Raw genomic sequence first — 11,963 nt, forward strand, 5'->3', positions numbered from 1 at the left:
CTGTGGGCCATTAAATGGCCCGTCACCAAGATTGGCCTCGGTCACAGGACAAAGACCCGCGACGGCTCCTGATTTGGCCATATTTACGGTCTCGGCCTCGGTCATATGCGTTGCGTGAATTAGACACCAATCTGCGTTGACGTCCGCGTTGGTCAACAGCCAGTCCACAGGGCGGGCGTTCAGCCAAGCTTGCACATCGGCGACCTCTTTGGGTTGTTCGGCGATGTGGATGTGCACTGGACCATCGGGTTTGGCGGACAAAACGGTTTTCAAATCCTCTGGCGATGTGGCGCGCAGCGAATGCGGGGCAATGCCCACGCGGCAATCCGCAGGCAGGTTTGACACGGCCACTTGCACCTGCCCCACCAAAGCGTTGAACCGATCCACGGAATTGCCAAAGCGGGCTTGCCCTGCTGCAAGCGGCACTTTGCCCGCGCCGCCGTAGGTATATAAAACGGGTAAATGCGTCAGGCCAATGCCTGTTTCACTGGCCGCAGCCGCGATGCGTGACGACAATTCGCCCAAGTTATCATAGGGCGTGCCGTTTGGTTGGTGGTGCAAATAATGAAACTCGCCAACGCTGGCATAGCCTGCTTCTTGCATTTCCAAAAACACAAATCCGGCGATGGCCTCAACGTGTTCTGGCGTCAGATGTGCCGTGAACCGATACATCAAATCGCGCCATGTCCAAAAGCTGTCTTTGCCTGCCATACGGAACTCGGTCATGCCTGACATCGCGCGTTGAAAACTGTGACTGTGTAGGTTTCCAAGCGCGGGCAGCAGTGTATCGACGATGGTGTCATCTTGCGCGGGCGACTGGTTTTCCGCCACTGAAGTGATCTTACCATCGACAAGGATCAAGCGCACATTTGTGGCCCATCCGGATGAAAGCTTAGCTTGTTTTGCAAAAATCATTTGGCTGTCCTCAATTTTTATGTATAGACATAAAGCACACTTACACATACTAGAAAAGTACAAATTCAACAGTGGTGGAGCCAAAATGACCCAAGATACTCAGGTTTTTGTGAATTTAAACCTTACAACGATGGGCGAGTCGGATGCGGCTTATGGCTGGATCGAAGATGGCGCCATCGTGGTGACAGGCGGTATGATCGACTGGCTTGGCCCTGTGGATGATCTGCCCAACACTTATAAAAACCTACCGAGCACCGATCTTGGGGGGCGCGTTGTGACCCCCGGCCTGATCGATTGTCACACTCATGTTGTTCACGGCGGTGACCGCGCGGTTGAGTTTGAGATGCGTCTGAATGGTGCGAGTTACGAAGAGGTTGCACGCGCAGGCGGCGGTATTATTTCGACCGTGAAAGCCACACGTGGTGCTTCAGAACAAGAGCTGCTCGCATCCGCGTTGCGCCGTGTAGATGTGTTCATTGCAGAAGGCGTGACCACCATCGAGGTGAAATCGGGCTATGGTTTGGATGTTGAGACAGAGCTGCGGATGCTGCGTGTCGCACGCGCCATCGCAGATCACCGCCCCATTCGCGTGAAAACCACATTCCTTGGTGCCCATGCAACCCCTGCCGAATTTGCAGGCCGCGATGATGCCTATATCGATGAGATTTGCATCCCCACTTTGCGCGCCGCCCATGCTGAAGGTTTGGTTGATGCGGTGGACGGGTTTTGCGAAGGCATCGCGTTTCAACCCGCCCAAATCGCCCGCGTTTTCAATGTTGCACAGCAACTCGGCCTACCGGTCAAGCTGCACGCAGAGCAGTTGTCCAATATCGGTGGCGCGAAACTCGCGGCAAAATTTGGCGCACTGTCCGCAGATCATATCGAATACTTGGATGAGGACGGCGTCAAAGCGATGGCGCAAGCAGGCACCGTCGCGGTGATCTTGCCCGGCGCGTTCTACACCCTGCGCGAAACCCAAGCGCCGCCCATTGATTTGTTGCGCAAACACGGTGTGCCGATGGCTTTGGCGACGGATCTTAACCCAGGGACAGCGCCGATCAATTCGCTGCTTTTGACCCTAAATATGGGCTGCACTCTTTTCCGTATGACACCTGAAGAAGCCCTGCGCGGCGCGACCCAAAATGCGGCGCGCGCTCTTGGCCTAACGGATGTCGGGACATTGGCCGTTGGCAAGCGCGCTGACATGGCCGTTTGGGACATCAAGCACCCAGCCGAACTGGCGTATCGCATCGGCTTTAACCCACTTTATTCTCGCATTTTTGGAGGCACATCGTGACCACATTAACCCTCACTCCTGGCGCTGTTACGTTAGACGATCTTGCGACCATCTATTGGGATGAGGCCTCAGTGCGTCTTGACCCTATTTGTCATCCTGACATCGAGCGTGCCCATGCGCGGATTTCAAAAGCGGTTGCTGGAACGGATGCCGTTTACGGTGTGAACACGGGCTTTGGTAAATTGGCCTCGGTCAAGATTGAATCCAAAGACACCACGACGCTGCAACGCAATTTGATTTTGTCGCATTGCTGCGGTGTTGGCCCTGCGATTTCGCGCCGTCATGCGCGTTTGTTGATGGCGCTTAAATTGCTCAGCTTGGGTCGTGGTGCATCTGGTGTGCGGCTTGAGGTTGTGACTTTGATCGAAGGCATGCTTGCCAAAGGCGTGACGCCTGTGATCCCCGCGCAGGGGTCTGTGGGGGCCTCAGGCGATTTGGCGCCCTTGGCCCATATGGCCGCCGCAATGATGGGGCATGGCGAGGCCGAATTTGACGGACAAGTGATGTCTGGTGACAAAGCCCTGAAAGCTGCAGGCCTGACGCCTGTTGTGCTTGGCCCCAAAGAAGGCCTCGCGTTGATCAACGGCACTCAGTTTTCGACCGCTTTTGCGCTTGCTGGATTGTTTGGTGCTTGGCGTGCGGCGCATTCCGCACTGGTCACATCGGCTTTGTCCACGGATGCCATCATGGGGTCCACAGCGCCGCTGCAACCTGAAATTCATACCCTACGTGGCCATCTTGGACAGATTCAAGCGGGCGAAACCATGCGTGCGCTTTTGGATGGATCAGATATTCGTGAAAGTCATGTGGTTGATGATGCGCGGGTCCAAGACCCTTACTGCATCCGCTGTCAACCGCAGGTCACAGGCGCGGCTATGGATGTGTTGCGCATGGCCGCGCGCACGCTTGAGACCGAGGCCAATGCCGCAACAGACAATCCACTGGTGTTGATTGAGGCCGATGTCATCGTATCGGGCGGCAACTTCCATGCCGAACCTGTTGGCTTTGCTGCTGATATGATCGCCTTGGCGATTGCCGAGATTGGCGCGATTGCGCAACGTCGTGTGGCTTTGATCGTTGATCCTGTGCTCAGCTTTAATTTGCCGCCCTTTTTGACCCATAATCCGGGCCTGAACAGTGGCTATATGATTGCCGAAGTCACCACTGCGGCGTTGATGAGTGAAAACAAACATCTGGCAAATCCTTGTGTGACAGACAGCACGCCGACATCAGCCAACCAAGAAGACCACGTATCTATGGCCGCTCACGGGGCGCGTCGCTTGGGGGCGATGAACGAAAACCTCGCGCGTATTTTGGGTGTTGAGTTGCTTTGCGCGGCTCAAGGCATCGATTTCCGCGCGCCTTTGGCGACCAGCGCCGCCTTGCAACAGGTCGTGATGCGCGTGCGCCAAGAGGTCGAAACCATGGGCGAAGATCGTTACCTCGCCCCTGATCTAGAACGCGCAGCTGTGATGATCACGTCTGGTGACATCGTGACTGCTGCAGGTATCGCCATGCCGGAGTTGAGCCTATGACCCCTGTAGAAATCACCCAAGGTGACAGCCCTATCGTTCTTGGATTGCCGCACACTGGGACCTTTGTTCCCGATGATGTTTTAGCTGACCTAAACGATCGCGGGCGTGGGCTGGATGATACCGACTGGCACATTCATCAGCTTTATGACGGTGTTTTAGATGGTGCGACAACCGTGCGCGCCACCTTCCACCGTTATGTCGTGGATGCCAATCGCGATCCTTCTGGCGTCTCGCTTTACCCTGGTCAAAACACCACGGGACTTGTGCCTTTGACCGATTTCGACGGTCATGACATTTGGACTATAGCCCCAACAGAGGTCGCGATTGAAGCGCGTCGTCAGACCTATCACGCGGCTTATCATGCCGCGTTGCAGGCTGAATTGAATCGGGTGCGCGATATTCATGGCATCGCGATTTTGTATGATTGCCACTCGATCCGTTCAAACATTCCGTTTTTGTTTGAGGGCACATTGCCAGATTTTAACATCGGTACAAACCTCGGCGCGACATGTGCGCCTGAAATCGAAGCCCTCACGCAAGATATTTGCAGGGCCGCCGCTGGCTATACCTCGATCACAAATGGTCGTTTCAAGGGCGGCTGGACCACACGCCATTATGGCCGTCCAGCAGAGGGGGTCCACGCCATCCAAATGGAGTTGGCACAAAGCACGTATTTGCGGGATGAAGCTGCCCCTTGGACCTATGACGCTGATAAATCGGAACGCCTGCGCGTTCATCTTTCGTCTATTTTGACACAATTGGCCGTATTGGCCCCGACTTTGAAAGGCACATCATGAGCGATCCGCGCAAGAACACCCGTGATATTTATCCCGCAACAGGCACAGAACTTTCTGCCAAGAGCTGGCTAACTGAAGCGCCTTTGCGGATGTTGATGAACAACTTGCACCCCGATGTGGCGGAAAACCCGCATGAATTGGTGGTTTATGGCGGTATCGGCCGCGCCGCGCGCACGTGGAAAGATTATGATTTGATCGTCGCAGCTTTGCGTGATCTGGAAGAAGATCAAACCTTGATGGTGCAATCAGGCAAGCCAGTTGGCGTGTTCCAGACCCACAAAGACGCACCACGCGTTTTGATAGCGAACTCCAACCTTGTGCCGCATTGGGCGACATGGGATCACTTCAACGAGCTCGATAAAAAAGGTCTGGCGATGTATGGCCAGATGACCGCTGGGTCTTGGATCTACATCGGCAGTCAAGGTATTGTGCAAGGCACTTATGAAACGTTTGTCGAGGCTGGCCGCCAGCATTACAACGGTGATTTGACGGGCAAATGGGTCTTGACTGGTGGTCTTGGCGGTATGGGCGGCGCGCAGCCTTTGGCGGCCGTGATGGCGGGGGCTTGCTGTTTGGCGGTTGAATGCAACACCGACAGCATCGATTTCCGTCTGCGCACAAAATACGTGGACGAAAAAGCGTCATCGCTTGACGAAGCCTTGTCGATGATTGATCGCTGGACGAAAGCGGGAGAGGCGAAATCTGTTGGTCTTTTGGGCAACGCTGCCGACGTTTTTGCTGAAATCGCGGCGCGCGGCATTCGTCCTGATATGGTGACAGACCAAACCTCTGCCCACGATCCGATCAACGGTTATCTGCCCCAAGGCTGGACCATGGCAGAGTGGAAAGAAAAGCGCGAAAGTGACCCTAAAGCAGTGGAAGCAGCGGCACGCGCTTCGATGAAAGTACATGTGCAAGCGATGCTCGATTTGCAGAAAATGGGCGTTCCGACCTTTGATTACGGCAATAACATCCGTCAGGTGGCCTTGGACGAAGGGTTGAAAGATGCCTTTGATTTCCCTGGTTTTGTGCCAGCTTACATCCGCCCACTATTTTGTCGCGGCATCGGTCCGTTCCGTTGGGCGGCTTTGTCTGGCGACCCTGAGGACATCTATAAAACAGATGCTAAGGTGAAAGAAATTTTGGCCGAAGATAAACATCTGCACAATTGGCTGGATATGGCGCGTGAGCGGATTGCTTTTCAAGGTCTGCCAGCGCGTATTTGTTGGGTCGGTCTGGGTGTGCGTCACAAGCTGGGTCTCGCGTTTAATGAGATGGTGCGTAACGGCGAATTGTCCGCGCCCATCGTAATCGGCCGTGACCATTTGGATTCAGGCTCTGTTGCCTCGCCAAACCGCGAAACGGAAAGCATGAAGGACGGCTCTGACGCAGTTTCTGATTGGCCGCTGTTGAACGCTTTACTGAACACGGCCTCAGGTGCCACATGGGTGTCATTGCATCACGGCGGCGGCGTTGGCATGGGGTTTTCCCAGCACTCTGGCATGGTGATCTGTTGTGATGGATCCGAAGACGCAGATCGCCGCATCGCACGTGTGTTATGGAACGATCCGGCCACAGGCGTGATGCGTCACGCAGACGCTGGCTATGACATTGCACTGGATTGCGCCCGTGAGAACGGTCTGAATCTGCCTGGTATTTTGTAAAAACAGACCGCCGCAACCTTTCGGCTGCGGCGGTTCAACGATCTACGGTGCGAGAGGTCAAAAGCGCGTGGTTAATCGATGACCTGGGCGGTATGAAAACCGCACATAGGTGACAGCATCGTTTTCCCACCATGTCGAACGTTCTATTGTGAACAAAGGATCACCCACAGAGCAGGACAAGTATTCCGACAGTTTTTCATCTGCCAATCCCGCGGACAAATTGATTTCGGCCTCTGAAAAGGGAATGGTCGCGATAAGCCATTCGCTTGGGCCGTTTTCGGAAAAATCTGCGGTTTCTGCCGCAGGTAGTGCGGTTAGGTTGATCCAGCGGTCTTCATGCTCGTATGGAGTGCCATCGGCATAGTGCATACAGACCAGATGCAAAACCATGCCGTCATCAGGCAATCTAAGCCGCGCGCGCAACCAATCGGGCGCGACCCGCACGCTGCGACGGGCCAAAGAGTATCGGTAGGACGCGCCTTTGTCTTCGATCTCGTTACGTATAACCGGAATATCAAAACGGGCTTGCCGGATCGGCGATATGCGCACACGGGTTCCAGCTTTGCGGCGGCGTTCGATGATGCCATCGTCTGACAGCTCTCGCATCGCGCGATTGACTGTTGCTCGGGCACATTTATACGTCTCGGCAAGGTCCACTTCGTTTGGCACCAAATCACCGGGCGCCCAGTCGCCTTTGATGATCTTTGCCAAAATGTCAGACTTGACCTCTTTGTACGTGATTTTCATAAATGACCAATTCTTATGCTTTGCGTCTAGTAAAACAGCACAGACCTATAAGTGCTAAAACAGTCTGAGCCAAGCATCCCCCTACCCACGTTGACCAAAAAGAAAATCTAAACGGTCATATAGCTAGACTGACTTGACGATACAGCCTGTTCGTCTCACCATCCTATTAATCTAGACATAATGCAATATATCCAGACAAAAGTAATGAATATGAACTCAATCCAGTCGATCATCCTCAAACGTTTATTCAGTGGCCTGCTAACGTTGTGGATTGTAACCGTCATCATTTTTGCTGCGATTGAGTTGCTGCCCGGTGATATTGCGACAGAAAAACTAGGACAAGCGGCAACCCCAGAAAGCTTAGCTGCCTTTCGTGAAAAATTTGATCTGAACCGTCCGGTGGTGGAACGATATATCTCTTGGCTTGGCGGGGCTGTGACGGGGGATTTTGGCATCTCTTTATCCAACCAGCGTCCGATTTCAGAACTGATAGGCCAACGCACCGCCAACACATTTTTCCTTGCGGGATATGCGGCGTCCATCGCTGTGCCGATTGCGGTCATATCTGGCATGATGGCGGCTCTTTACAACGGGTCTGTGTTTGATCGCGTGCTGTCCGGCACAACTCTGGCGGCGATTTCGTTTCCTGAATTTTTTATCGCCTATATTCTGATCCTTGTGTTTTCTGTAGGTCTTGGCTGGTTCCCGAGTCTTGCCAATGTGGATGTGGACACCAGTTTGGGCGAACGGCTTTACAAAACCTTTTTACCCGCAATGACACTGACCTTGATCGTGCTGGCCTATATGATGCGCATGACGCGGGCTGCGATTTTGAACCTCTTGGCGCTGCCCTATATCGAAATGGCGCATCTGAAAGGGATCAAACGCTGGCGTGTGATCGCAGTCCATGCCTTGCCAAATGCGCTTGCGCCGATCATCAATGTTATCGCGCTGAACCTTGCCTATCTGATCGTTGGAGTGGTTCTGGTCGAGGTGGTTTTTGTCTACCCTGGCCTTGGGCAAGTGCTTGTTGATGCCGTCTCGAACCGAGACGTCACCGTTGTGCAAGCGGCCTGTTTGATCTTTGCCGCGACATATATTTTGCTCAATCTGTTGGCAGACATCCTGTCGATCATCGCAAATCCACGCCTCCTACATCCGAGATAAGACATGAACAATTTGATTTTTCATCTGCGCGATGCGCCTGTTTCCGCGTGGGTTGGCATTGTCATCGTCGCTTTTTACGCCTTCCTTGCCATTTGCGCGCCTGTGCTGGCCCCTTACGCTGAAAGTGTTTCTGTTGGTGCGCAATATCAAACGTGGACTTCGGCACATTATCTGGGCACTGACGCTTTGGGCCGTGATGTGATGTCTCGGCTCATCTATGGCGCACGCAATACGGTTGGTATCGCCCTTGCCACCACGTTCCTCGCCTTCACCCTTGGCGCGTCTTGGGGACTTTTGGCTGCGACTCTTGGCGGTTGGTTTGACACAATCAGTTCGCGCCTTATTGACGTCTTGATGGCGATTCCGCCCTTGATTTTTGCTCTGCTCATTTTGACAATCACGGGCACCTCAGTGGTGGCTTTGATCCTTGTTATCGCCATTTTAGACAGCACCCGTGTGTTCCGTTTGTCACGCGCCGTTGCCCAAGGCATCTTAACGATGGATTATATCGAGGTCGCGCGGATGCGCGGCGAAGGTATGTTCTGGTTGATCCGCAAAGAGGTTCTGCCCAATGCGGCAGCGCCTTTGATCGCTGAATTCGGATTGCGGTTTTGTTTTGTCTTTTTGTTCATCTCGGCTTTGTCGTTCCTCGGCTTGGGCATTCAACCCCCGACCGCAGATTGGGGCGGAATGGTGCGTGAAAGCGCCAAACTGATCGCATTTGCCAATTTCAGCTCATGGGAAAGCGCCACCTTTGGTCTGGCACCTTTGTTGCCAGCTGGTGCTATCGCGATTCTCACCATTGGGGTGAATCTTGTGGTGGATTGGGTTCTACATTTATCCTCCGGCCTGAAGGAATAAGCCATGTCAGATACATTGCTTGATATGAAAAATGTCATGATCGAAGGCCGATCAGACAGACAGTGGAAACCAATCATCAAAGGCGTTGATCTGTCTCTAAAGCGTGGCGAAATCCTTGGGTTGATCGGGGAAAGCGGTGCGGGCAAATCAACTCTTGGGCTGGCTGCTATGGGCTATACCAAAGGCGGTTGTCGCATCAGCGGCGGCAGTATCAATTTTGATGGGATTGAACTGGCGGGGGCCTCAAACGAGGCGCTGCGCCAATTGCGTGGCAAACGGATCGCCTATGTTGCGCAATCGGCGGCTTCGGCCTTTAATCCTGCGTTTAAATTGATCAACCAATTTGGTGAAGCACCGGTGCAACATGGCGTTTTATCCAAAGCCCAAGCGCAATCCGACGCGATTGAATTGTATCGCAAAATTCGCTTGCCCAATCCTGAAACCATCGGCTTTCGTTATCCGCACCAAGTGTCAGGCGGGCAGTTGCAGCGGGCAATGACGGCGATGGCGATGGCGTGTCGCCCCGATCTGATCATCTTTGACGAACCAACCACGGCTTTGGATGTGACCACTCAGATCGAAGTTTTAGCTGCGATCCGTGACATCGTGCGCGAATACAACACGGCCGCGATCTATATTACCCATGATCTGGCTGTCGTGGCGCAGATGGCCGACCACATCAAAGTCTTGCTGCGCGGCGAAGAGGTCGAACAGGCCCCTGCCCGTGAGATGTTGTCCAATCCGCAAGAAGATTACACCAAATCTCTTTGGGCTGTGCGCGAGTTTCGCCGTGCGCCACGACCCCCTCGTGACGTGAATGAGACGCCTTTGCTGGTCGTTGAAAATGTCTCAGCCGCTTACGGCCCCGTGAAAGTGTTGAATGATGTATCCGTGACCATCAAGCGTGGCAGCACTGTTGCTATCGTTGGTGAAAGCGGATCTGGAAAATCCACGCTTGCGCGGGTGATAATGGGTCTGTTGCCCCCGTCCAAGGGTGGTATTGTCTATGATGGCACAGCGTTGGAAGGCGTCGGTTCAAAACGCAAACGCGGGTTGAAACGCCACATCCAAATGATCCACCAGATGGCCGACACGGCACTGAATCCTAAGCAACGGATTAAAGATATCATTGGTCGCCCTTTGGATTTCTTTATCGGGCTGAAAGGTGCCGCCAAGGACGCGCGTATCAGAGAGCTTTTGACCCTGATCGAGCTTGACCCAGACGAGTTCATGCACCGTTATCCATCCGAGCTGTCCGGCGGGCAAAAACAACGTATCTGTATTGCGCGCGCTCTCGCGGCCGAGCCCACTTTTATTATCTGCGACGAAGTGACATCAGCGCTGGATCAACTGGTGGCCGAAGGGATTTTGCGCCTGTTGGACCGGCTGCAACGCGAGTTGGATTTGACTTATATGTTCATCACTCATGACATCGCCACGGTGCGTTCAATCGCAGATGAAGTCGTCGTCATGCAACACGGTGTGATCGTTGAACAAGGCACAAATGATGACATTTTCACGCCCCCACACGCGCCCTATACTGAGTTGCTGCTGTCATCTGTTCCTGAGATGGACCCAGATTGGTTGAGCAATTTACTGGCAGAGCGCGCGGAGGAATCTGCACAGGCAAGTTTGACCTGATCCAACCTCGGCTTCGCAGCGTTTACGCCGAAGGGGATGGATATGTCACCATTTTTGGCGCGCCGGCACAGGCTTATATCGTTCATAAGAGACAAATTGCGCGAGGCCTGTTCGCTCTGACAAGAAGGCACGTCGTAGGATAACTGGCGAAAGCTGCATCCTTGTCAGGCGTTTAAGTTGTTAGATATCTAAAACCACTGTCCCTTTGGGGCGGGAACAACAGATCAAGACCTTGCCCTTTTCAGGCGCGATGAGAGGCTGTTCAAAATATTCGACCTCGCCTGAAACCAAGGTGCATTTGCAAGCGTTGCAAATACCGGAACGACAGCTGAATTCAGGCTCTAAACCACAGTTTTCGGCCAGTTCCAGAAGCGAATTGGCTGAGCCATCCCAATCGACAGAGGCATCTGATTTGCGAAAATTCACTTGGCCCTGTGATGCGGCTTGCACGGGCGCAGGCGTTTCATCTGCCACAGCCCAAGCATCAGGATCAGTCAAAAACGTCAACGCTTGAACCGTTGGGGCCGCTTTAGATGCAGCTTTGGTTGCTACCTTGACGGGAGCCGCTTTTGACACCAATTGATCAAGCGATGCGGCCTTGCCAAAAAACTCATAAGCAATGCGTGCTTTGGGCACACCCAGCTCTTGCAGCAGGCCATACATGGCCATCATGAATGGCACCGGACCACACAGATAAACGTCGTAATCGTCAATCGGCAGAGTGCTTTGCAGAAAAGCCTTGTCGATCATGCCCGATGCATCAAATTGATCGACATCCTCTGGCATACGGTAGACAAACCGCGCTTGAATACGGTCACTGGTTTGCGCCATGACCTCATCGCGCAGGGCGTGAACGCGGCCATTTTCGCATGCATGTAAGAAATATACATCACGGGCACTGTGCTTGAGACAATGTAGCATCGACACCATCGGTGTTAGACCAACCCCGCCAGATAACAATACGACGGGGCGCGTGCTGTCTTCGTCAAGGCAAAAGACCCCGCGCGGGGCTGCGATGTCAATGGTATCGCCGATCGCGACCTGATCGTGCAACCAGCAAGACCCGACCCCATCAGGTACGCCATTAAAGCCCGCTTCACGCTTCACGGTGATGCGGTAATGGCTGGGGTCAGACGGATCACTTGAGACCGAATAGGTCTTGAGAACAGGATCGTTTGCGACAGGCACACGCAACGTGATGTACTGCCCTGGCTTTACAGTCCACAGAGGGCCAGCGTCCGTTGGTTCAAGATAAAACGACGTGATGATATCGCTTTCAACACGTTTTTTGGTAACGCGAAAGGCACGAAATCCATTCTCTGACTGGTGTTGTGCCATG

The 11,963-nt window shown here is 53.6% G+C and carries 10 protein-coding genes; 7 read left to right on the forward strand and 3 right to left on the reverse strand.

Annotated elements, in window-relative coordinates; all coding sequences use genetic code 11:
• Positions 1-915: formimidoylglutamate deiminase (locus KO503_RS09880; RefSeq protein WP_215991394.1), on the reverse strand; the 915-nt coding region annotated here is incomplete at its 3' end.
• A gap of 85 nt (positions 916-1,000) precedes the next feature.
• Between KO503_RS09880 and hutI the strand changes: the two genes are divergently transcribed.
• The 4 genes from hutI to hutU are packed head-to-tail and all read left to right on the forward strand — an operon-like array spanning position 1,001 to position 6,208.
• Positions 1,001-2,212, forward strand: a complete 1,212-nt coding sequence (hutI, locus tag KO503_RS09885; protein ID WP_215991395.1) for an imidazolonepropionase — start codon at positions 1,001-1,003, stop codon at positions 2,210-2,212.
• Positions 2,209-3,747 carry a histidine ammonia-lyase gene (gene hutH / locus KO503_RS09890; RefSeq protein ID WP_215991396.1) on the forward strand — a complete coding sequence of 513 codons (1,539 nt, stop codon included), beginning with the start codon at positions 2,209-2,211 and terminating at the stop codon, positions 3,745-3,747. Before hutI ends, hutH begins: the two co-directional genes overlap by 4 nt.
• Positions 3,744-4,544, forward strand: coding sequence for an N-formylglutamate deformylase (gene hutG / locus KO503_RS09895; RefSeq protein WP_215991397.1), 801 nt, complete (start codon positions 3,744-3,746; stop codon positions 4,542-4,544). The genes hutH and hutG overlap by 4 nt, the downstream gene beginning before the upstream one ends.
• Positions 4,541-6,208: a urocanate hydratase gene (gene hutU / locus KO503_RS09900; protein ID WP_215991398.1), complete on the forward strand. Its 1,668-nt coding sequence runs from the start codon at positions 4,541-4,543 to the stop codon at positions 6,206-6,208. The genes hutG and hutU overlap by 4 nt, the downstream gene beginning before the upstream one ends.
• A gap of 57 nt (positions 6,209-6,265) precedes the next feature.
• Here the strand turns inward: hutU and KO503_RS09905 are convergent, their stop codons facing one another.
• Entirely contained in the window at positions 6,266-6,955 is a 690-nt protein-coding gene (locus KO503_RS09905) for a GntR family transcriptional regulator (RefSeq protein WP_215991399.1), read from the reverse strand.
• A gap of 210 nt (positions 6,956-7,165) precedes the next feature.
• Here KO503_RS09905 and KO503_RS09910 point away from each other — a divergent pair, with 210 nt between their 5' ends.
• From KO503_RS09910 to KO503_RS09920, 3 genes are read left to right on the forward strand one after another with little or no spacing between them, the layout of a single operon-like run.
• Positions 7,166-8,122, forward strand: coding sequence for an ABC transporter permease (locus KO503_RS09910; protein ID WP_215991463.1), 957 nt, complete (start codon positions 7,166-7,168; stop codon positions 8,120-8,122).
• 3 nt (positions 8,123-8,125) lie between these two features.
• Positions 8,126-8,983: an ABC transporter permease gene (locus KO503_RS09915; protein ID WP_215991400.1), complete on the forward strand. Its 858-nt coding sequence runs from the start codon at positions 8,126-8,128 to the stop codon at positions 8,981-8,983.
• Positions 8,984-8,986: 3 nt separating this feature from the next.
• Positions 8,987-10,624: an ABC transporter ATP-binding protein gene (locus KO503_RS09920; protein WP_215991401.1), complete on the forward strand. Its 1,638-nt coding sequence runs from the start codon at positions 8,987-8,989 to the stop codon at positions 10,622-10,624.
• Positions 10,625-10,804: 180 nt separating this feature from the next.
• On the opposite strand, the gene KO503_RS09925 is transcribed toward KO503_RS09920, so the two are convergent.
• Positions 10,805-11,962, reverse strand: coding sequence for a 2Fe-2S iron-sulfur cluster-binding protein (locus KO503_RS09925; RefSeq protein WP_215991402.1), 1,158 nt, complete (start codon positions 11,960-11,962; stop codon positions 10,805-10,807).
• Position 11,963 lies beyond the last annotated feature (1 nt).

The sequence above is a fragment of the Pacificibacter marinus genome (assembly GCF_018860505.1).
GTDB classification, from domain to species: domain Bacteria; phylum Pseudomonadota; class Alphaproteobacteria; order Rhodobacterales; family Rhodobacteraceae; genus Celeribacter; species Celeribacter marinus_B.

What these genes read in the sequence shown, in the direction of transcription:
- hutU (WP_215991398.1), top strand. Translation starts at nt 4,541, where the DNA reads ATGAGCGATCCGCGCAAGAACACCCGTGATATTTATCCCGCAACAGGC.
- hutI (WP_215991395.1), top strand. Translation starts at nt 1,001, where the DNA reads ATGACCCAAGATACTCAGGTTTTTGTGAATTTAAACCTTACAACGATG.
- hutG (WP_215991397.1), top strand. Translation starts at nt 3,744, where the DNA reads ATGACCCCTGTAGAAATCACCCAAGGTGACAGCCCTATCGTTCTTGGA.
- KO503_RS09925 (WP_215991402.1), bottom strand. Translation starts at nt 11,962, where the DNA reads ATGGCACAACACCAGTCAGAGAATGGATTTCGTGCCTTTCGCGTTACC.
- KO503_RS09915 (WP_215991400.1), top strand. Translation starts at nt 8,126, where the DNA reads ATGAACAATTTGATTTTTCATCTGCGCGATGCGCCTGTTTCCGCGTGG.
- KO503_RS09905 (WP_215991399.1), bottom strand. Translation starts at nt 6,955, where the DNA reads ATGAAAATCACGTACAAAGAGGTCAAGTCTGACATTTTGGCAAAGATC.
- KO503_RS09910 (WP_215991463.1), top strand. Translation starts at nt 7,166, where the DNA reads ATGAACTCAATCCAGTCGATCATCCTCAAACGTTTATTCAGTGGCCTG.
- KO503_RS09920 (WP_215991401.1), top strand. Translation starts at nt 8,987, where the DNA reads ATGTCAGATACATTGCTTGATATGAAAAATGTCATGATCGAAGGCCGA.